A 21,044-nucleotide genomic window follows, 5' to 3' on the forward strand; every position below is an offset into this window, starting at 1 on the left:
TCATGCAAATTTATTATAATGGCTACTCTAAAATTCTAATTGAAACATAAAAGTTGTTTATAACTCGATAAGGAGTACAAATAGATGACGAATCCAACTAAAACCTTTCAGAATCCCATTATGAAGAGCGGAGCGGATCCTTGGATGTATCGGCATTCCGACGGCTTCTACTATTACATGGTGACCCGTGGCAACCGCTTGGAACTGCATCGGTCACGATCCATGAGCGGGATTGCCCAATCGCCTCCGACCACGATATGGCTTCCTCCTACAGAAGGTCCGGGCAGCAGGGAATTATGGGCACCGGAAATTCATTTCATTAATGAGAAGTGGTATGTCTACTTTACGGCGAGCGATGGCAGCGGAGATAACGGACGTAACGTTTATGTTCTGGAGAATGAAAGCGCGAACCCACTGGATGGAGCTTGGACGGAGAAGGGAGCGATCAATGCGGCGCTGCCCGGACTGGACGGAACGATATTAGAACATGACGGCAAGCTGTACTTTATGTATGCCGGTTACGGTCATTTCCCCGAATACGGCTCGGCGATTTACGCGGCTCGGATGGCAAACCCATGGACGTTGACAGGGCCGGAAGTGCTGCTTACGAAACCGGAATTCGAATGGGAGAAGCAAGGCGGAATGGCGATCAATGAAGGACCGTGTTTCCTTGTCCGATACGGCAAGGTGTTCCTCATTTACTCGGCCAGCACGACTTGGTCGGATGATTATTCATTAGGCATGCTTGCAGCGGATGAAAGTAGCGATCTCTTAGACCCGGATTCGTGGACCAAAAGCGACCGACCGGTATTCGTGAAATGTACGGAAAACGGTGTATATGCTCCGGGTCATAACAGCTTTACGCAATCGCCGGACGGCCTTGAGGATTGGATCGTCTATCATGCGATTCCTCAGTCAGAGGGCGGCGCCGGCATGAGGCAGCCTCGGATGCAGAAGTTCAGCTTTACAGCAGCAGGATACCCAGACTTCGGTAAACCGCTGGCCTCGGGCATCGACTATCCTGTTCCGTCTGGAGAGTGCTCGGAGGAAATGGACCATTTACAAACAAACCAACCGGGAGGAAATGTACAACATGATTAAAGGAACTGACATCAGACCTGAATATCCAAGACCGAGTCAGAAGCGCGAGCAATGGCTGAGCTTGAACGGAGAATGGGACTTCGCTTTCGACGACGAGAGAAAGGGCGAAAGCGACAAATGGTATACGAACGCAGCGTCATTTTATCTGAAGATTCAAGTGCCGTTCGCTTACCAAAGCGCGCTTAGCGGTATCGGCGATTCTTCCTTTCACGACGTGGTCTGGTACCGCAAAATGATTCACGTGCCAAGCGAATGGAGCGGACAGCGGATTATCCTTCATTTCGGCGCGGTCGATTATAAGGCAAAGGTTTGGGTGAACGAGCAGCTGGCTGTTACCCACGAAGGCGGCCATACGCCATTCCGGCAGGATATTACCGACCTGTTGAAGGACGGCGGGAACGTTATCACGGTAAGAGCGGAAGATGACAGCTTGGATTTGACGCAGCCAAGGGGCAAGCAGTATTGGGAAGAGCAATCGGCCAGCATTTTCTATACGCGTACGACGGGGATTTGGCAAAGTGTGTGGCTGGAGCCTGTGCATGCCGTACATATCGATAAATTGAAGTTTAAGCCGGATATCGACCGGAACGAAATCGAGATTCGCACCTTTGTGTCGGAAGCAGCAGCGCGGCAAGAGGTTTGGGTGGAAGCGGCCGTCAGCTTCGAAGGCGAGACGGTAGCGGAAGAAAGATTCAAAGTGAACGGCAGAGAAGAGTCGAGAACGATTCGCCTTCATGATTTTAACGATCATGGACTGGGACGCTGGTGGTCGCCGGAGAAACCGAACCTGTACGATGTCCGTTTCCGCCTTAGTGTAGACGGCAATGTCGTGGATGAATGCGACAGCTACTTCGGCATGCGTAAAGTATCCATTGAGAACGGCAAATTCAACTTGAACAACCGTCCGTACTTCATGCGTTTGGTGCTCGATCAAGGCTACTTCCCGGATGGTATCCTGACCCCGCCTTCGGAAGAGGCGATCTTGAAGGATATCAAACTGACCCAAGCGATGGGGTTCAATGGCGTGCGCAAGCATCAGAAAACGGAAGATCCCCTGTTCCTCTATCATTGCGACCGCAATGGCCTCCTCGTATGGGGAGAATGCGCGAACGCTTATCAATATTCGGAAACCTACGTCGGTCGTTTTACCCGCGAGTGGCACGAGATTGTGGAGCGAGACTACAACCATCCTTGCATTGTGGCTTGGGTTCCGATTAACGAGAGCTGGGGCGTGCCGAACATTCAAATCGATGTCAGGCAGCAGCAGCATGCACTTGCGATGTATCATTTGGTCAAATCCTTGGATGATACAAGGCCCGTTATCGGCAACGACGGCTGGGAGATGCTTGAGACGGACTTCGTAGCGATTCATGATTACGAGTGGCGCGAAGAAGTGCTGGCCGAGAGATATGTTTCTTCAAACAGCGCAATCGAAGCGATGCCGGCCAATCGCAGAATCTTCGTAGGCGATGCATCGTATAAGGGGCAGCCCATTATGGTCACGGAATTCGGAGGCATTTCGTTCCGCAAAAGCGACTGGGAAGGCTGGGGTTATTCCGGCGCAACTGACGATGAGGATTTCCTCAAGCGGTTGAACGCCGTGTTTCGCCCGCTGCTCTTGTCTCCGGTCGTACAAGCGGTTTGTTATACGCAATTAACGGACGTAGAGCAAGAAATCAACGGACTGCTCACGTACGATCGCGTTCCTAAAGTTCCGCTTGAGGCGATTCGTCGAATCGTGACCGGACAGAGCGCAGGAGAATCGAGATGACGACGAAAATGTATATTCCGAGCTACCCGAGACCTCAATTCGTGCGCGAGCAGTGGGTGGATTTGAACGGGGAATGGCGCTTCGGCTTCGACGACGAGAATCGAGGCGAGGCGGAAGGCTGGCCGCGCGGCTTCGGCGGTGACCGAACAATCGTCGTTCCGTTCTCTTACGAGACCCAAGCGAGCGGCATCGGCGACGAAGCTCACCATCCGAACGTCTGGTACAACCGTTCGTTCGATGTGCCGGCAAGTTGGGAAGGCAAGCGAATATTGCTTCATTTTCAGGCAGTCGATTATACAGCGAAAGTATGGATAAACGGCGAATACGTCGGCCGTCACGACGGAGGGTATACGGCATTCTCGTTTGACATTACACGGTACGTCAAGATAGGCGGCGTGAACGAGCTGACCGTGAAGGCTGAGGACAGCATGGACGCGACGCAGCCGCGGGGCAAGCAAAGATGGGTTGCCGAGAACTTCGAATGCTTCTATGTGCAGACAACCGGCATCTGGCAATCCGTATGGCTGGAATTCGTCTCGCCGGTGCATGTCGACTCTGTCAAAATAACGCCTGACATTGATGCCCGTTCCGTACGATTCGAGTATCAGGTTAAAGGCGGGGAGTGTGCAGGCGGAGGTTACCGAATCGAGACGCTTGTTACGCTGAAGGGCCGGCAGGTTAAGCAGGTAAGTCTCACGATCGACCGTCCGTGGCTGCAGCTCGACGTTGATCTTGTACACGAGATGAACGGTCCTTGGAAACATTGCCACTGGGCGCCGGAGCATCCTAATTTATATGATGTGGAGTTCGTGCTTTATCAAGGTGACAAAGTGATCGATCATGTGTACGCCTACTTCGGCATGCGCAAGATTTCGATCGAGAAAGGCAAAGTGCTGCTCAATAACGTACCGATCTACCAGCGGCTCGTACTCGACCAGGGCTACTGGCCGGAAAGCCATCTGACGCCTCCGTCGGAAGCGGCACTCATCAAGGATATCGACAAATTGCTGGAGATGGGCTATAACGGCGTTCGCAAGCATATGAAGGTGGAGGACGCGCGATTCCTATACTGGTGCGACGTGAAAGGCGTGCTCGTCTGGTCGGAAATGGCGGCGACGTTCGAGTTTAACGACAATGCCATCCAGAAGTTTACGACAGAGTGGATGGAGGTCGTTCGGCAGCAGTACAACCATCCGAGCATCATTACTTGGGTTCCTTTTAATGAGTCGTGGGGGGTAATGAACATCCTGCACGACCGGCGGCAGCAGAAGCTGACGGAAGCGATCTACCACCTCACCAAGGCATTCGATCCGAATCGTCCGGTCATTACGAATGACGGATGGGAGCATACCATATCCGATATCTTGACCTTGCACGACTATGTGGAGACCAAAGAAGAGTTTCTGCAGCGTTACGCGAGCAAGGATGAAATCGTTCATAATGAAAAATCGTTCAATCAACGGAAGTACGCATTCGCGAACGGCTACTCGTACACCGGGCAGCCGATTATCGTCAGCGAGTTCGGCGGTATCGCTTTGCGCTCCGATAAAGGCTGGGGCTACGGCAACCAGGTGGAGTCGAAGGAAGCTTACTTGGACCGCTTCCGCGGCATACATGAAGCAATCAAGGCTACCGATTATATCGTGGGGTACTGCTATACCCAAATTACGGACGTTCAGCAGGAAGTGAACGGTTTGCTGACCGAGAATCGGGAGTCGAAGGTACCGCTGGAGAAGTTACGTGAAATCAATTTGGCTTAGGAGCGATGATCATGACCATGGACCGATATAGACCGAGCTATCATTTTACGCCGCCGCATAATTGGATGAATGATCCTAACGGGCCTTTTCAATTAGGCGGAGAATATCATTTGTTCTACCAGCATAACCCTTCGGCTCCGCAGTGGGGCACGATTCACTGGGGACATGCCAAGAGCACGGACTTAGTGAACTGGACGCATTTGCCGGTTGCGCTGGCTCCATCGAACGAGCTTGGTGAATCCCATTGTTACTCGGGCTGTTCGGTCGTTAACGGCGACGAGGTGAAATTGTTCTATACGAGCATCGGCGAGGGCGAACGGAATGCGACAAGCGGGGCGCAGCAATGGACAGCCGGCGCCGGAGCGGGAGATTTGCTCACTTGGCGTAAGCCTGGGGACGCCAACCCCGCGTTGACCTCCGAATTACATGGGGAAACGCACATCACGGAGTGGAGAGATCCTTACGTGTGGAAACAGCAGGACGGCTGGCGGATGCTGCTTGGAGGCATAGAGGGCGAGAAAGGCTGCGGCATGATCTACAGCTCCGACGATTTGGAGAATTGGAGCTACAAGGGGATCTTCTATAAAGGCGAGGAATGGATATGGGAATGTCCGCATCTGTTCCGTTTCGACGATGATAAGGCTGTCTTGTTCTACTCCCCGAGCGGGCCGGTTCGCTATGTTTCCGGAACGATTCGCGAAGATAGGCTGACGGATGTTAGGAAGCACGGCACGGTCGACGGCGGAGGCTGGGAAGGGTACTATGCTTCGACCGGCTTTGTGGATGAGAACGGCCGCCGCATTATGCTGGGCTGGGCTCCGGAAGGAAGAGGAGACAACTTCCCGGTAAGCTTGGATTGGGCTGGGACGCTGGCGCTGCCGCGAGTCGTCGAGCTGAAGCCGAACGGAGCGCTCGCGATGGCTCCTGTTCCGGAGCTGGAGAAGCTGAGAGGCGATAGCCGGAGCTTCGCCAAGCTGAACATCGGACAAACGCCCAAGGATATGGGCTTTCGTTCGACGGCTTTCGAAATTGTGGTGGATGTGGATAGACGGACATTGGAAGACGGGGATTTGGTTGTCACTTTGTTTGCCTCTTCATGCGGCCGCGAGCGGACGGATGTACGCCTCGATTTGGCAGCGAATACGGTTGTCATCGACCGCTTGCAATCGAGCTTATTCCCGAACGTGAATAAGTCTTCGATTGAGGCTAAGCTGCCTGCGGCGGATGGTGCTGAGACGCTGAGGCTGCGTATTTTCGCGGATCAATCGATCGTCGAAGTATTCGCGGATGATGAAACCTGCCTGACGGCAAGGGTTTACCCTTCCTTGGAGGACAGTAACGGCATCGAGCTGCGTTCGAGCGGCGGCTTGGCTGTCTGTGATGTGAAGGTCTGGGAGATGAAGGCGGCGGAACTCCAATGACGACAAGTAGTGCAGTGAAGGTTACGAAGCAATATCTGAACATTGCGATTCACAACGATGCTCCGCTCAGCGTCATCACATTGATTCAGGGCGGAGTCGTAACGAAGCGATTGGAATTGAAACTAGCTACGCATAAGGTTCAATCGTGGTTCACATGGGATGCGAACGCGTATAAAGGCTGTGACTTGGAAGTGAAATCCGGAAACGACGAAGTGCTCCGCGTGGAGCACTTCGTTTTTCAAAGCGAGCAGTCGGCGGAAGAACGGCACTTATATGGAGAGAAGATTCGTCCCCAGTTCCATTACACAGCTAGGAAGGGTTGGATCGGGGAACCGGTCGACTTCTACCTTGAACAAGGCCAGTGGCACGTACGGTATGAACATAAATTTTATGAAAATAGCGAAGTTGCGTTATCGGGGTATGCGGTGAGTAAGGATCTTATCCACTGGCATGAAGCGGAAGTGGACTATGATACGCTGATGGCAGCTAACGACGAGGAAAGACAAACGCTGCCGACTCGTTTAGTGGAATTGCCAGTCAATGGTGATGTAACACAAATGAAATGGCTGTATCTTCATGAGGACAACATGTATTCGGTCGGCACTATGGTGGAAGAGCGTTTCGTGGCTGAGAGCGAACCCGCAGCCTTGCGGTATGGAAACCACTCCAATGGGCTGGTATATCAGGCTGAGGATGGCCGTTGTATCTTAGTTGGTTTCAGCCGGGGATTGCAGTATCCGGAGATGCCGTTTCATCAACAGATGCTTATTCCTGCCGAGTTGAAATTACTGCAGACCGAGCAAGGAGTAATGGTTCAAGCTGAGCCGGTTGCAGAGCTGCAGAACCTGCGGGTCTGGCAGAGAACGTGGTCGGACATCGCGTTGCAGGAGGGGTCAAGCTTCTCAGAGAGCTTGCATTTTCGCATAGCTCCGGCGGATTGGCCGGATGTTCGCATTTTGCCGCCTGAGAATAAGCCCGACGATATTACCGCCGATGCACTGGATGTTGACTTGGAAGTCGACTTGGATACGGATGCTGTGCTGGAGATTAGGCTATACGGGATCCGGATTTTATTAGATACTGGGAAGAAAACGATTGCATGTCAGGGCATCGTTGCTCCTTTAGCGCAAACAGCAGGAAAGATGAAGCTGCGACTGCTGCTGGATCGAGCATCGTTGGACATATTCGCATGCGATGGCGCAGTAGGGATGACGGTTGCCGCGGAACCAAACTATTCGGAGCGAAGGATTCAGTTGTCGTGCCCTAGCGGCGAAAGTGCAACGGTGAATGCGTTGGCGGTGTATGGACTTCGGAGCATTTGGCCGAGTCCGGATGAAAGGCGGCTCATTCAAGAGGCGGTTAAGGACAACACGGTTGTCTATCAATCGGATAGCTATACGGTATATAGCAATCGAGTAGAGGACTCGGTCTATGGAGAGCCGCCTGCCTACGTGCCCGACCGCAATACAATCGTATCGCCTACCCGCGCTATCGAAGAATTCGTTTGGCGCAAGAATTGGGCGAACGATATGAACCGTGTCATTGATCGCGGCAATGTCTGGCATCCGAAACCGGAGATTTCAAGGCTGCCCATAATCTTAACGAGGTACGCAACGATCGATGCCGCTTACCGCCTCGCAGCCGATATTTTCTACCGATGCGGCTCCGCCGAGTTTGCCCGCAAGGGCGAGGAAGGCATGTGGACCGCAGGACAATTCCAAGGTCCGGGAGATGGCTTCGGTGTGTGGGTGCGTGATACCGCGCACATCGCGATGCGCTCGGGGAGCATCCTTGATCCTGAAGGTGCCAGAGAATCGCTGCTCTTTACGACGAAGGGCGGATTAGACAACGGCGTAGACGGTATGGCAATGCCTATCGTCGGAATATGGGATTATTATTTGGCAACGGGCGATCTGACGCTCATTAAAGAATCCTGGCAAGGCCTGAAGGAGCGGATTACCAAGCTTGATGGATTGTTTGATTCAGAGCGCGGGTTAATTCCTGCCGATCAAGCGACCTCCAATGATGCTTTTCCGGAGCCGGAATGTGCCGGATTCAGCCTTGCGACGGAGATCTATTTCATGGAGGCTTTCCGCGCAATGTCACGAATGGGAGCCCATGTGGGAGAGCCGGAGAGCACGCTTCAAGCATGGGCTGACAGAGGTGAGCTTCTCCTTCGCAATATTCAAAGCCAATATTGGAACGAGGAAGCGGGCTTCTACACGAGCGGCCCTGTCGGCAGTGAGAGCTATGAGCAGGGGTATTGGGAGTCTGCCGGACAAGAAATCGCGATGTGGCCGAGATACGGCGTAGCCAGCGAGGAGCAAAGGCGATCCATGCTGAGCCGGCTTCCTGAAGTGGCGATGAATGAATTCGGCGTCAACGTATTCCCGTATCGCCCGGAAACGAACCATTTCTGCAATGCGGCTTGGGTAGTCTGGACGAGCGGCATGGCGGCTGCGGCGGGACGAGAAGGCAGATTGGATCTGCTTACGACTTTTATCGCGCAGCAGGTGCGCAATAGTGTAATGAATAAGACCTTCTATGAAGTGATCGATTATCAAACGGGCAAGGCTTGGCGTTGGCCGGGTCAGCTCTGGCATGCAGCCGGCTTTATCTCTTATTTCCTCCTTGGCGTCTTGGGCTTGGAGTATGACGAGCAAGGCGCTACCTTCACGCCGGCCGTGCCTGAGATGCTGCGCGATCTGAAGGTGGAGAATCTTCGCTATCGCAAGGCCGTGTTCGATATTGTCGTGCATGGCTGGGGAACGAATTTCGCGATGCATTGCGATGGACAAGCAATCAAGCAAATTCCAGCCGATCTAACAGGCAAACATTATCTTGAATTTTGGGCGACTACCTAATCGCAGCTCACTCGCTGTTAAGGAGGACGGAATGGAATGAAGACTATCATGAACAATTTACTGCTGCTATTTTCCGTTCGCCGTACGATTCAAGCCCAAATTTTCGTTTCGTTCCTGGTTCTATCCATGCTTACCTTATCCGGCGTCACCTGGATCTGGTATGCAAGTACGGCAGAGACGATCAAACGCAACGCGATTCAGGATGCTCGAAGCAACATCGTCCAGTCGCATAACAATCTTGAGATTGTCCTCAAAGATTTCGTCAGCATCATTACGCTGGTGTCAATCGATCGTACCAATGTGGTGGAGGTGCTTAATCGGAAGAAAGGGCTGAGCCCTTATATCGATTTCCTGCTGCAGAAGAAACTAGAGGATTTCGTCGGAAGCTTGTACTCGTACAAACCTTATATTTCAGCCGTTACGATCGTTGGATTCAACGGAGAGCAGTATTATTCGGGAAGCCCGTATCGTTACATTTCATATACGGATAAGCCTTGGTTCCGCGAAATCATGAAGGCGAATGGAAAACCAGTTTTCCTGAAAATCGATCGCGACGACTATACGCCAAGCGGCACGACGCTCAAGCCCATGCTGGTCATTGGCCGGGCAATCAAATCCAACGACAAGACGATTGGTGTCGCTCTCTTATATGCCCCTTACGATATCATTCGCAAGGTGTACGATAACGGACCGTTATCGACGACTAGATTTATCGTCATGGATAAGCACAATCAGACCTTATTCGAATCGCGTGCCGGGGACAAGCCTCCCGAATTTCAGGACGTCCTAGAGAAGGACGGACAATTGTACGTCAAACAAAACTCCACATTCTCGGGCTGGACCACGATCGGCGCTGTTTCGGTCGATTCCCTCATTCACGATACGGTCACGCTTCGCAACCGCATGTTCGGGGTCATTGGGCTGACACTGGTTGCCGTGCTGGTCGTGTCCATCGTTATTTCGCGGCGCATCACTAATAATTTGCGTCGTCTGCGCGATCGGATGTTCAAGATCGACGAGGGGAATCTCAACTACGTGACCCCGCTGCAATCGAAGGATGAGGTCGGCCATTTGAGCCAAGCCTTCAGCCAGCAGATGGGTCAAATCCACAGTCTGCTGGAGGAAGTCAAGCGGCGGGAGCAGCAGAAGCGGAAGGCCGAGATGAAGGCGCTGCAAGCGCAGATCGATCCGCATTTTCTCTACAACACGCTCAATACCATCCAGTTCTTGGCGCAGCTGCAGCAAGTTCCGAACATTAAGGAAGTGACGACTTCTCTGATCGAACTGCTTCGGGACATTACGAAGAACGACAGCGAGTTTACGACGTTGCAGGATGAAATCACCAACTTGCAAAGGTATGTAAACATTCAGAGTTACCGGTTGGTCCATCCGGTTAACGTTCATTATGAAGTCGAAGATGCAGCGCAGCATTGCCTCATTCCAAGGATGCTGATCCAGCCGCTGTTAGAAAATGCGCTCATACATGGGGTAGAGCCTGCCAATCGCAAAGGTATCGTCAGCATTAAGATACAAGCTGACGAGAATCGGCTCACCATCGTTGTAACGGATAATGGGGCAGGCATAGCTGAGGATAAAATGGCTCGTTTGGACAGTTTATTGCAGGAGCCGCTCGATTCCGCTCATGACAACGCGAACGAAGCTTCGAAGAACCGATTCTCCGGCTTAGGCGTGATCAACGTCGCCCAGAGAATCCGGCTGCTCTTCGGAAACGAATACAGTCTGAAGCTGTATAGTCAGCAGGGACTCTTCACGACGGTGGAAATGACTTTACCTATATTGCTGGACAATAGGGAGGATGCCTCATGATACAGGTTCTGCTGGTCGAAGACGAATTGATTGCTCGTACACACATCCGTTCAATGGCTGTTTGGGAAGGGCACGGTTACCGATTATGCGGTGAAGCGACGAATGGGGAGGCCGCGATCCGAATGATCGGCGAGCTCGAGCCGGATGTGATTCTATCCGATGTAGCGATGCCGTTAATGGATGGTGTCGCTCTATCTAATTATTTGGTAGAGCAGAATCTAGGCATTCCAATCATTATGCTCAGCAGCTACGACAGTTACGATTACGTGCGTATGACGCTCAACAACGGTGCAGTTGACTATCTGCTGAAGCATAGACTGGACGAAGCTTCCTTGCTGAGTGTGCTGGAGAAAGCCAAACATGAAAGGCTTCATGAACAGAAAACCGTCGGCGCCGAGAACCTCAAGTCTTCCGGAATGATTGATCTACAGGCCAAGCAACAGATTGTCAAAGATTTGGCATTGGGGCACATGAGCGATATGCAGGAATCCGAGGCCAATGCGCGTATCAACGAAGCGGGCTTCAGCACGAGAAACTTGGTAGTGGGCGCGATATCGATTGTCCATTATCATATGATGGATTGGCGGCAGCAGGATAAGGATCGCAATTTGTTCATTCGATCGGTGCTTGAATTATGCCAAAGCCAGTCGGAAGGAATCGTCACGCATATCGGCGAAGATCAATTCGCTTTGCTGTTCAGCTTCGAGCGGATACGAAGCGAATCGCAGATTGCTTCTCTCCTCCAAGAAGAGAAAGAGAAGCTGAGGGGAATGTTCTCCAAGTTCATGAATGTCCAAATGAAGATTGAATTCAGTCGGTGCGGCCTGCGGTTATCCGATATAGCGGACGGTTATCGACAGGCCAAAGGCAAGCTGCAGTCCATGAATGATGCCGTGCTTGGGCAGGATCATCACTCGCCCGCAGCCGGTCTCAGCATCAAGATGGAGAAGCTGCTTCTTGGCGCGTTCGATCAGAAGGACGAGTTCGATATGGTCGCGTTAATTGAACGGATCTTCACAGAGCTTGCGCAACAAGGCGCTTCCCATGAATCGGTTCGGTTAACGCTTGTCGAGATGGTGCAGCTTGCGACCAAAGTGGGACAGAAGCATGGCATAGCTTCTCAGACACTCGACCGGCTGACCGTGCCGATGCAGACAGGCTTGCGGGATACCGCCGGACCATTAGGATTGAAGGACCAAATCATCCAGATGTACAGCGAGCTCGTCGAGACGCTCCGTACCCAGGGGCAGTCTGCTTTCAGCGGTTACGTAGGGAAGGCAGTGCGCTTCATCGACTCGCGATTCCGGGACAACATCTCGCTGCAGCTTACCGCGGAACACGTCGGCATCAACACCTCCTATCTGAGTCATTTGTTTAAGAAGGAAACCGGCATGTCTTTCGTGGAGTTCTTGAACCGCAAGCGGATTTCCCGCGCGCAGCAGCTTCTTGAGGAAGGCGTTTCGGTCAAAGCGATCTACGAGCAGGTTGGGTTTAATACGTACAATTATTTCTTCAAAGTGTTCAAAGATATGACCGGTACGACTCCGCTTGATTACGAGAAGAGGTCTTCTGAGCAGAGCGGATAGGAGCCCGGGAAGATCGCTGTAAGCCCTTTCAAAGATATTGGAGTTTGATTCAAAAATATTGAAATTTTCAGCGGTGTTATGGGTGATACAATCGATTTGTAAGGGTTTTCAACACTTCAAATTGCACTCATAAACGGGGAGGTACACAGATGAAAAAGACAAAGGTTACCGCTACACTACTCTCGATGACAATGGTCGGCGCCATGCTTGCCGGCTGCGGCAGCAACAATGAAGGCGCTGCTTCTAACGCGAACGAAAGTGCTGACAGCACGAACAATGAAAGCAGCACGAACACTTCGAGCGCGCCTACAGAAAAAACAAAAATATCATTTTGGAAATGGATTCCGACGGAAGGTCAGATGCCGGAACTGGAAGCAGCATTCGAGAAAGAAAACCCGGACATCGACTTGGAAGTTACGCATGTCGGCGAATCCGGCGCTTATTTCCAGAAGCTCTCCGCAGGCCTCGCAGGCGGAGAAGGTCCGGACGTCATTGCCATGCAAGTCGGCGCCAACGCCAATCAATATAAAGAGTTTCTTGAACCGCTGGCACCTTATGCAGAGCAGGAGTGGGGCGGCGATTGGAAAAGCAATTTCCTAGATGTCGCACTGGAGCAGGCGGCTTACTCCGGCGATGATTTCCGCGTATTGCCGGGCGGTATGACGGCAACTCCGGTCATCATGTATAACGCAACGATGTTCCAGAAGCACGGATTGCAAGTTCCGAAGACGCTGGATGAGTTGAATAACGTGATCAAGGTGCTCAAAGAGAAAGAGCCGGGTAACATCGCCGGAGTCGGTATCGGCGCTAAAGACGGTTGGACGGACCGCGACGTTTTCATGGGAATCGTGAATGAAATCGCACCGGGTAAAGTCTATGAAGCGCAAGAAGGCAAGCTTGCTTGGACGGATCCGGGCATCGTAGAGGCGCTCAAAGTGTGGGGCGACCTGTTCAAGAACGGTGTGTTCTCCGAAGGATCGATGGGGCAGTCCCCGTATCCGAACGTAAACGATAACTTCACCAAAGGTAAGCTCGGTTTGTTCTCCATCGGTACATGGCACTTGAGCGGTTTGACGAAGGTTGCTCATGACCAAATGGTGAAAGACGGCGTCATTACCGAAGATACACACTGGGGTATGTTCCCGTTCCCTCCACTTGCGGGCGGCGAACAGAACATGGTAGCTACAGTTGACATCGCTTGGGGTATGAACGCAGAATCCAAGCACAAAGACGCTGTATGGAAGTTTATTAAGTTCATGTCTGCGGGAGAAGGTCAGAAGCTGTGGACAAACACGCTGCAAGTGCTTCCTTCCCAGAAAGGCGTAGAAGTAACAGCCGAAATGGCGGGCGATACGGAGAAGGAGTCACTGAAAACCGTTTCCGAGTTCATGTCCAGTCACATCAGCGGAGCACGTGAATTGAAATATCCTGAGCTTCAGAATGGCCTCTTCGATGCCCTGCAAGCGGTCGCGCTTGGCGGCAAGACACCGGAGAAAGCGGCTGAAGACTTAGAAGCGATATCCAAAACCGTACAACGCTAATAAGCGATTGATGGAAAAAGAGGAGGATGCCTCCTCTTTTTTCATCCATAGTTCAAGAGTGGGCAGTAGGAGGTAGGAGGAGGTCACCATGATTTCAAAGAGAAAATACGATTATGACGCGTATCTGTATTTGATTCCGGCCGTACTGTTCATCGGCGTATTTATCTATTACGGCGCGTACTTCAACATCTATCACAGCTTCTTTAAATGGAACGGCATATCGAAGAATATGACGTTTATCGGCTTCGACAACTATGTCACGCTGATGAAAGACCCTAAATTTCTCAAAGCGGTGACCAATACGCTTACCTACATGGTCGTCACGGTAATTGTGCAAGCGATCATCGGTTTGTTCGTATCCGTTGTCAATGATTCGTTATTTTTCGGCAAGCGATTATTTAAATCGTTATTCTTCCTGCCGAACATTATGAGCCTCGTCGTTGTGGCGCTTATCTTCACCGAGCTATACAGCTTCAATACCGGTGCGGTTAATGAAGCGCTTAGAGCCATTGGATTGGACAACCTTGTTCGGGATTGGACCGGCGATCCTAAATTAGCTTTGTACGCCGTTATGTTCACGAACATTTTCACTTATATGGGCTTCAGTATGATTATCTATTTCACGGCTATTACCCAATTCAATCAGGAAGTCATCGAATCGGCGAAGATTGACGGCGCCGGATTCCTGCAATTGTTCACGCGTATGATCTTTCCGATGTTGAAGAGCACGCATTCCTTGCTGATCATTCTTGGCATTATCGGATCGCTCAAGACGTTCGACCTCGTCTGGCTGATTACCGGTGGAGGGCCGGCTCGCTCCAGTGAGGTGGTGTCGTCTTACCTGTACCGCAGCTACGTTCTCGAATATAAGGGCGGCTACAGCGCGGCGATCTCGAACCTGATCATGATCATAGCCCTTATACTGACTTGGGTTCAAAGCCAAATTCAGAAGAGATGGGATGTTTAAGAGGGGAGCTCTACGATGATATTCGATAGAAAAGATCTATTTGGCCGTACGGTTGTGCAAGTTGTCATTGTCATTATGGGCATTCTCTGGCTCTACCCGCTCGTTCGAATGGTGTTGAAATCATTTGAGGGCGGCTTCGTTAACAACTATTCGGCGGTGTTCCTGGATGCAGGTGTGTATCGCTACTTCTGGAACAGCATTGTCGTGGCGGCAATGGATATCGCGCTTACGATTACCTGCGTGACGCTTGCGGCGTATGCGTTCTCGCGTCTGCGGTTTCCGCTGCGGACTCCTTTGTTTCTCATCCTTATCGTCGGGATGATGATTCCCGGCGCAGGGTTTATCATCCCTTGGTTTCTGACGATCAAGCAGCTGGGGCTGGTGGATAACCCGCTCAGTCTTGTCGGACCGCATGTCGCTGGTGGCATTCCGTTTGGCCTCATGCTGATTCGCACCTTCTTCGATGGCATTCCGAAGGAAATCAACGAAGCGGCGACGATCGACGGAGCCAGCAAGCATACGATATTCCGGAGCATTTATTTGCCACTGGGCATGCCGGCCATCGCGACCGTTACGATCTACACGTTCCTCGGATCGTGGAACGATTACTTGCTTCCATTGATCTTCCTGCAGGACCCGGCTTCGATGACAGTGACGCTGCTCCCGCAGAAATTCGTCGTATTCGCAGGCTCAAACTATGGCAAAATCTCTGCTGCGCTCATGGCGATCAGTATCCCGATTTTCCTCGTTTATTTCTTCTGCCAGCGGTTCCTGGAGAAGGGTCTTACTGCCGGCAGCGTGAAGTAATTTTAAGCAACCCGATTGGATAAAAGAAGGCCATACCCATGAACCCATGAGTATGGCCTTTAAGTATGCGCGGGCGAACTCGTTCAGTCCGGACAATGCATCTGGATGCCGTCGGATTGGAATGGCGAGCTCTCCGTTAAGCTGTTCAGCGACACCGTCTCTTCGTTGTCCGGTTGATTGAGCGGATAAATCCGCGCTGTGTTGTTGTCGGTGTCGACATGTTGAATATAGATCGGAACTCCGTTGCACGTAACCTCGACCATGGTGGAGGATTCGGCGATTTCTTGTGCGCGCTGCGCGTTCATACGGTGCGGCCCCCTTGGCTGTAAATGTCTGTTACATTGTTCGCGAAGGGCAGGCGGACTATTCAGCTTTTGGCATCTTTGGCAAAATAATGCGTGACATACTCCCTAAACGAGTGCGCCGCCTGCGATTGATAACGCTTCTCCAGCCAAGCAAGCTGGATGGTCCGGCGGCAGTTGGGATCATTGATTGGCAGCAGAACGAGCGGTGAAGCTTCTTCTTTCTTGCAGGCGGATAGGAGCGCGATCCCAAGGCCGGCACCGACGAAGCTCCGCAGCGCTGAGGGTTCGTCCACTTCGCATACGATGTTAGGCTTCATGCCGCGTGAGCTGAAGAACTGATCCATCATGCCGCGCAGACGAGTACCCTCTTTCATGCCTATGAAGGGCTCGTCTGCGATCTCGCTGAGGTTGATCAACGTATGGCTCGCAAGTCGGTGATGAGGAGGGACCGCGATGAAGATCTCTTCACGCAGCAGCGGAACATTGCCGATGCCCGGCTTGTCGATGGGGGGTGTCGTGTAGCAGAAATCGATCTCCCCGGCCTCGATCAACGGAGCTGCCTCCTCCGCCGACACCTGAGAGATACGCAAATTAATCTCCGGATGTTCCTCCATATAGGCGCGAATCATCTCAGAGAAACGAGCCAAGGTCGTTGTCGCGATATGAAGATGTCCCCGCTCCGTACCGTTCATATCATGGATTTCACGCCTTCCTTCCTCCAGGGCATGCAGGGCAATATCGACTTTGGCCAGAAAAGCTTGCCCGTAGCTGTTCAGCCGAATTTGCCGGCCTTGACGGTGGAAGAGCGGGACACCGAGGTCCTCCTCTAACCGGGCAATGCTTTGACTAAGCGCAGGCTGCGCGATGTGCAGCTCTTGCGCGGCTCTCGTCATATGTTGGAGTCTGGCGACTTTTTGAAAATAGTGCAGCTGCAGCAGTTCCATGCTTATTTTGCTCCAATCACTCATAATGTTGATGTTATGAAGACATAATTTAATATGTATTATACATTATTAACGTCAGTGGATAAACTGAGGAAAGAAGCACAGCGTATAGAGTTGAAATTGTTGCGATATAGCGTGTTTGTGAGAGGGGTTTTGAAGAATGAGTAATGGATTTAGCGATCAAACGATAAAGGCGATACGCGTTCACCAATATGGCGGTTCTGAAGAACTGCAGCTCGAAGAAATTCCACGTCCGCAGCCGAGTGAGGGAGAAGTGCTTGTGCGTGTCCATGCCGCAGGCGTGCTGCCGATTGAATGGAAAGTTAGAGAAGGGATGTTTAAGAAGTTCAGGCCGCTCACTTTTCCTTATATACCGGGATCTTCACTCGCGGGAATTGTGGAGGAAGTGGGTCCGGGAGTGACCGCGTTTATGAAAGGACAGGCTGTTTTCGGAAGAACCACGTATGGGTCCTATATGGAATATGCCCTTGCGTCAGCGGATTTCCTGGTGCCGAAACCAGTTGAACTTACCTTCGATGAGGCTGCTACAATCTCCGGTGGTGCTACGACCGCCTGGTCAGCGCTGTTTGAGGTCGGTGGACTTGAAGCGGGAGAGCGGGTGCTGATTCACGGTGCGGCCGGTGGTGTCGGTTTGTTCGCGGTGCAGTTAGCCAAATGGAGAGGCGCCGAAGTGATCGCCACCTGTGGAACGGACAATGTCGACTATGCAGCCTCGCTCGGCGCAGACGTTGTCGTGGATTACAAGCAGGCGCGTTTCGAGGATGCGGCGGCTGATGTAGATTTGGTGCTGGATACGGTCGGCGGCGAGACGCAGAACCGGTCTTTCGAGGTGCTCAAGCCGGGCGGCCGGCTGATCTCGCTGGTGAGTCAGCCATCGGCTGAGCGCGCGCAGGAACGCGGCGTTAAAGCGATGTTCTCGAACAAGCTGCCCGCGGCGGATGCGCTGAGTAAGATTGCGGCGCTGATGGCTGACGGCCTCGTGAAGACGCATGTCGGCGCGCACTTTCCCCTAGCGGAGGCTGCCAAGGCGCAAGACCTGAGCCAGTCCGGCCATGGCCGGGGGCGAATTGTTCTGCATCTCGCGGATTAAGCCGCTGCAAAGCTTCTCATACAGACACAATGACCGCCTCTTCGGGGCGGTCATTGTGCGTTCTTCGCAAGTATAAACCGACCAACCTCGGCCCTTTCCGACCCCTTCGCTGTGGTCTTGGAATTCTAACGAATCGTACAGGCACTCAGAAATGGCGCTGCCCCGAGGCAGCGCTAATAGGTATCGGCGCTTAGAGTTCCGTTTCCGCACTATCTGCATCCATCGCGGGAGAGCGGGAGCAGTTTGTTTGCTGAGTAGGACGGGGGAGACGCGATCTGCTACATATAGATATAAACCTTCTTGTTCACCGCGTCCCACGAAACTTTGGCGCCGAGCAGTTCGGCTGTAGAACGAATGCCGATGTACGTTCTGTCGTCGAACAGTTTATAGTTCGTGACCGGCTGCCCATTCACATAAGGGGTTGAAGTGGCAGAGTCCCAGTAGACCGGAACGCCCAGCGATTCGCCGAGCTGGCGCAAGGGCACGTAGGTGCTGCCATCGACAATCCGGCCATAAGCGGCTAATCTATCGTTCACGACGATTTTGATCGTATCTTCCGGACTTTGCGGCTGAGGCTGGCCCGGATTGGCATATTGGTTGTAGAATGCCTGCTCCATCGCATTCATGTCCACGACATTGCCGCCGATACCATCGACACTCCCGTTATCGGAATATTGGAATACGGCCCACTCGCTCCATGTCGGGTTACCCATCGGTTGATCTACGCCGTAGTGAGCGACCCACAGCGGCCATTGACCGAGCGGTTGAGTTAGATTGGTTTCGGCGAAGCTTGCCCCTGTGTAGAGCAGCGTCGGATGCCCCGTAAGCCGTTCGACTTCGGTCAGCCAATCGACGCACCATTGTGTCAGCTTGGATACGGACACTTGACCCGCATCTCCCTCCACATCGAGCACATGAGGAAAGTCTGATTTGAACCCTTTGATTGTATTGGCAAAATGAGCCGCCTCCGACTTCGCGTCATTCGATTCCGGATGCACGTAGTGGTAGAATCCGGTCTTGATGCCGGCTGCAGCAGCAGCGTTTGCATTCGTCGCGAATTTATCATCCTTGAACGAGGTACCCTCTGACGCCTTTATGAAAGCCGCGAGCACGTCGGCCGCTCGCACCTTTTTCCAATCGATAACGCCTTGATGGTGCGAGACATCAATGGCTTTAATATTGCTTGGGCTCTTTGCTTGCATCACTTCAGCTCCATTCTAGTAGATGTCGTTGTACTAGCTTATGAGAATTAGAGGCTGAATGCACCCGTACAGCCGCCTAAATATGGAAAAACATCCCCAGCTCGCCTCAGCCTAAGGATGTCCTATGATTTCAATATCGCTGCTATCCCCGCAGGAACAACGCCCCGATTGCAAGCGCTCCAATGATGCCCCATACCGCATTCAGGTTCAAGTAATACACCATGATGAAGAATGCAACCGCGAGCAGGAAGGGGATGAAGGTGATCACACCCGGTGTCGTCTTCATGGCATACTTGGCAAAATCATACGCCAGCATCGCCATCATCACGAAGATGACAGGCTGGATGCCGCGAATCATGCCTTTGATGATGGTGTTATTTTGCAGCTTCGACATGACGCCCACGAGCACGATCATCAGCAAAGCCGTTGGCATTACTACGGCAGTGAGGGCAACCGCAGCGCCTGCCCAACCGGCTACTTTGAAGCCAATATAGGCTGCAAGCTTCGTCGCGATCGGACCCGGCAGCGAGTTGCCGAAAGCAAGCGCATGACCGAAATCCTCTGTCGTCATCCACTTCATACGGCTCACAACCTCATTCTCGTACAGCGGGATAATGGACGGTCCGCCTCCATAGCCCAGCATTGTCGCTCTGCCGAACGAAATAAACAATCTCCACAGCTCACTCCACATGGCTGATCCGTCCTTTCTTCTCATAGCTGAATGCTGCATGTCCGATCTTTGGATCGTACACGCAAGCCAATCAGCATCGTTGGACTAATTATAAACATCATGCGTGCTGGGATACAATGTTATATTGCGCTGTACGGATATTCGAGCAAATTGGTAAGATGGAGGGGACAACGTTACGGACAATAAGGAATAAGGAGGTCCAACCCCCACTATGCCCTATCCCATCGAAAATAAATTCGTGATCGCCGTTGCTTCCAGCGCCTTATTCGACCTCGAAGAATCGGATCGTGTCTTCCGCGAACGCGGAGAGGACGAGTATCGCAAGTTCCAACGCGAGAACGAGAATCATATCTTGGCGACAGGCGTCGCCTTCCCGCTGATCTCAAGATTGCTTCGCATCCATGCTTCGGGCGAGGAACAACTCGTGGAAGTGGTGCTGCTCTCGCGCAATGATCCCGATACGGGACTTCGCGTGTTCAAGTCGATTGAGCATTACAAGTTGCCGATCAGCCGAGCCGTCTTCGTAGCAGGCAGCAATCCGTTCCTGTACTTGGACGCCTTCAATGCGTCGCTCTTCCTCTCCGGAAACCCGGAGGACGTGAAGGAAGCCGTCGAGCACGGCTACCCTGCAGGCTGCATCTATCCGACCGATTACGTGGATGATGATGAAGACGAGGAGCTGCGCATCGCCTTTGACTTTGACGGCATCATCGCCGACGACTCGGCGGAGACCATATTTCAACGGGGCGGCGCACTGCATTCGTTTCACGATCATGAGCGGAGCAAGGCAGGAGAGCCGCTGCCGGGCGGACCGCTGTTCCGTTTCTTCGGCGAAATTGCCAAGCTGCAGAAGCGAGAAAGCGAGAAGAAGCTGCTTGATCCGGCCTATAAGCCGAAGATCCGTGTCGCCATTGCGACCGCTCGCAATGCACCTGCGCATGAACGGGTCATCACGACGCTGCGGGAGCAGGATATTCGCGTCGATGAGGCCTTTTTTCTGGGCGGCATCGATAAAGGTCGGGTGCTTGGCATCTTTAAGCCTCATATCTTCTTTGACGATCAGGTGGGTCATATCGAAGGCGTCGCGCGCAGCGTACCTTCTGTGCATGTGCCCTTTGGCATCACGAATACAATGAAACGATAAGG

Annotated in this window: 16 protein-coding genes; 12 read left to right on the forward strand and 4 right to left on the reverse strand. The window is 52.5% G+C overall.

Translation table 11 applies throughout. From position 1 onward, the window contains the following. The first annotated feature begins 84 nt into the window (after positions 1 to 84). The 10 genes from AC0YNS_RS24500 (at position 85) to AC0YNS_RS24545 (ending at position 15,645) form a co-directional block, all read left to right on the forward strand. Positions 85 to 1,101, forward strand: a complete 1,017-nt coding sequence (locus AC0YNS_RS24500) for a glycoside hydrolase family 43 protein (protein ID WP_475783562.1) — start codon at positions 85 to 87, stop codon at positions 1,099 to 1,101. After that, the gene (locus tag AC0YNS_RS24505) at positions 1,094 to 2,872 is read left to right on the forward strand and encodes a glycoside hydrolase family 2 protein (RefSeq protein ID WP_475783563.1); all 1,779 of its coding nucleotides are present in this window, start codon (positions 1,094 to 1,096) and stop codon (positions 2,870 to 2,872) included. Before AC0YNS_RS24500 ends, AC0YNS_RS24505 begins: the two co-directional genes overlap by 8 nt. Beyond that, positions 2,869 to 4,632: a glycoside hydrolase family 2 protein gene (locus AC0YNS_RS24510; protein WP_475783564.1), complete on the forward strand. Its 1,764-nt coding sequence runs from the start codon at positions 2,869 to 2,871 to the stop codon at positions 4,630 to 4,632. Before AC0YNS_RS24505 ends, AC0YNS_RS24510 begins: the two co-directional genes overlap by 4 nt. A gap of 11 nt (positions 4,633 to 4,643) precedes the next feature. After that, positions 4,644 to 6,053: a glycoside hydrolase family 32 protein gene (locus tag AC0YNS_RS24515; RefSeq protein WP_475783565.1), complete on the forward strand. Its 1,410-nt coding sequence runs from the start codon at positions 4,644 to 4,646 to the stop codon at positions 6,051 to 6,053. Next, positions 6,050 to 8,917 (forward strand): hypothetical protein, encoded by a 2,868-nt coding sequence (locus tag AC0YNS_RS24520; RefSeq protein WP_475783566.1) that lies wholly within the window; start codon positions 6,050 to 6,052, stop codon positions 8,915 to 8,917. The genes AC0YNS_RS24515 and AC0YNS_RS24520 overlap by 4 nt, the downstream gene beginning before the upstream one ends. A gap of 36 nt (positions 8,918 to 8,953) precedes the next feature. Further along, on the forward strand, positions 8,954 to 10,744 hold the full coding sequence (locus AC0YNS_RS24525; RefSeq protein ID WP_475783567.1) for a sensor histidine kinase: 1,791 nt from the start codon (positions 8,954 to 8,956) through the stop codon (positions 10,742 to 10,744). Continuing rightward, complete coding sequence (locus AC0YNS_RS24530; RefSeq protein WP_475783568.1) at positions 10,741 to 12,330, forward strand: response regulator transcription factor; 1,590 nt, start codon at positions 10,741 to 10,743, stop codon at positions 12,328 to 12,330. Before AC0YNS_RS24525 ends, AC0YNS_RS24530 begins: the two co-directional genes overlap by 4 nt. 149 nt (positions 12,331 to 12,479) lie before the next feature. Further along, complete coding sequence (locus tag AC0YNS_RS24535; protein WP_475783569.1) at positions 12,480 to 13,871, forward strand: ABC transporter substrate-binding protein; 1,392 nt, start codon at positions 12,480 to 12,482, stop codon at positions 13,869 to 13,871. Positions 13,872 to 13,959: 88 nt separating this feature from the next. Continuing rightward, positions 13,960 to 14,838, forward strand: a complete 879-nt coding sequence (locus AC0YNS_RS24540; protein ID WP_090984288.1) for a carbohydrate ABC transporter permease — start codon at positions 13,960 to 13,962, stop codon at positions 14,836 to 14,838. 15 nt (positions 14,839 to 14,853) lie between these two features. Beyond that, on the forward strand, positions 14,854 to 15,645 hold the full coding sequence (locus AC0YNS_RS24545; RefSeq protein WP_090984287.1) for a carbohydrate ABC transporter permease: 792 nt from the start codon (positions 14,854 to 14,856) through the stop codon (positions 15,643 to 15,645). An 83-nt stretch (positions 15,646 to 15,728) separates the two neighbouring features. On the opposite strand, the gene AC0YNS_RS24550 is transcribed toward AC0YNS_RS24545, so the two are convergent. Both AC0YNS_RS24550 and AC0YNS_RS24555 read right to left on the reverse strand, forming a co-directional pair. Further along, complete coding sequence (locus tag AC0YNS_RS24550) at positions 15,729 to 15,950, reverse strand: H-type small acid-soluble spore protein (RefSeq protein WP_475783570.1); 222 nt, start codon at positions 15,948 to 15,950, stop codon at positions 15,729 to 15,731. 62 nt (positions 15,951 to 16,012) lie between these two features. Then, positions 16,013 to 16,894, reverse strand: coding sequence for a LysR family transcriptional regulator (locus AC0YNS_RS24555; protein ID WP_475783571.1), 882 nt, complete (start codon positions 16,892 to 16,894; stop codon positions 16,013 to 16,015). Positions 16,895 to 17,054: 160 nt separating this feature from the next. On the opposite strand from AC0YNS_RS24555, the gene AC0YNS_RS24560 reads away from it, so the two are divergent. Further along, positions 17,055 to 18,005, forward strand: a complete 951-nt coding sequence (locus AC0YNS_RS24560; RefSeq protein ID WP_475783572.1) for an NADP-dependent oxidoreductase — start codon at positions 17,055 to 17,057, stop codon at positions 18,003 to 18,005. A 278-nt stretch (positions 18,006 to 18,283) separates the two neighbouring features. Here AC0YNS_RS24560 and AC0YNS_RS24565 read toward each other — a convergent pair whose 3' ends face one another. Then, the gene (locus tag AC0YNS_RS24565) at positions 18,284 to 19,207 is read right to left on the reverse strand and encodes a GH25 family lysozyme (protein WP_475783573.1); all 924 of its coding nucleotides are present in this window, start codon (positions 19,205 to 19,207) and stop codon (positions 18,284 to 18,286) included. Positions 19,208 to 19,349: 142 nt separating this feature from the next. Continuing rightward, the gene (locus AC0YNS_RS24570) at positions 19,350 to 19,922 is read right to left on the reverse strand and encodes a chromate transporter (protein ID WP_475783574.1); all 573 of its coding nucleotides are present in this window, start codon (positions 19,920 to 19,922) and stop codon (positions 19,350 to 19,352) included. A 187-nt stretch (positions 19,923 to 20,109) separates the two neighbouring features. On the opposite strand from AC0YNS_RS24570, the gene AC0YNS_RS24575 reads away from it, so the two are divergent. Next, positions 20,110 to 21,042: a 5'-nucleotidase gene (locus tag AC0YNS_RS24575; RefSeq protein WP_475783575.1), complete on the forward strand. Its 933-nt coding sequence runs from the start codon at positions 20,110 to 20,112 to the stop codon at positions 21,040 to 21,042. Positions 21,043 to 21,044: the final 2 nt, after the last annotated feature.

This window comes from Paenibacillus sp. J22FR21 (assembly GCF_056269135.1).

Coding starts and splice junctions, on each gene's coding strand:
- AC0YNS_RS24575 (WP_475783575.1), top strand. CDS start 20,110: ATGCCCTATCCCATCGAAAATAAATTCGTGATCGCCGTTGCTTCCAGC.
- AC0YNS_RS24540 (WP_090984288.1), top strand. CDS start 13,960: ATGATTTCAAAGAGAAAATACGATTATGACGCGTATCTGTATTTGATT.
- AC0YNS_RS24570 (WP_475783574.1), bottom strand. CDS start 19,922: ATGAGAAGAAAGGACGGATCAGCCATGTGGAGTGAGCTGTGGAGATTG.
- AC0YNS_RS24525 (WP_475783567.1), top strand. CDS start 8,954: ATGAAGACTATCATGAACAATTTACTGCTGCTATTTTCCGTTCGCCGT.
- AC0YNS_RS24505 (WP_475783563.1), top strand. CDS start 1,094: ATGATTAAAGGAACTGACATCAGACCTGAATATCCAAGACCGAGTCAG.
- AC0YNS_RS24530 (WP_475783568.1), top strand. CDS start 10,741: ATGATACAGGTTCTGCTGGTCGAAGACGAATTGATTGCTCGTACACAC.
- AC0YNS_RS24560 (WP_475783572.1), top strand. CDS start 17,055: ATGAGTAATGGATTTAGCGATCAAACGATAAAGGCGATACGCGTTCAC.
- AC0YNS_RS24545 (WP_090984287.1), top strand. CDS start 14,854: ATGATATTCGATAGAAAAGATCTATTTGGCCGTACGGTTGTGCAAGTT.
- AC0YNS_RS24520 (WP_475783566.1), top strand. CDS start 6,050: ATGACGACAAGTAGTGCAGTGAAGGTTACGAAGCAATATCTGAACATT.
- AC0YNS_RS24550 (WP_475783570.1), bottom strand. CDS start 15,950: ATGAACGCGCAGCGCGCACAAGAAATCGCCGAATCCTCCACCATGGTC.
- AC0YNS_RS24515 (WP_475783565.1), top strand. CDS start 4,644: ATGACCATGGACCGATATAGACCGAGCTATCATTTTACGCCGCCGCAT.
- AC0YNS_RS24500 (WP_475783562.1), top strand. CDS start 85: ATGACGAATCCAACTAAAACCTTTCAGAATCCCATTATGAAGAGCGGA.
- AC0YNS_RS24565 (WP_475783573.1), bottom strand. CDS start 19,207: ATGCAAGCAAAGAGCCCAAGCAATATTAAAGCCATTGATGTCTCGCAC.
- AC0YNS_RS24555 (WP_475783571.1), bottom strand. CDS start 16,894: ATGGAACTGCTGCAGCTGCACTATTTTCAAAAAGTCGCCAGACTCCAA.
- AC0YNS_RS24510 (WP_475783564.1), top strand. CDS start 2,869: ATGACGACGAAAATGTATATTCCGAGCTACCCGAGACCTCAATTCGTG.
- AC0YNS_RS24535 (WP_475783569.1), top strand. CDS start 12,480: ATGAAAAAGACAAAGGTTACCGCTACACTACTCTCGATGACAATGGTC.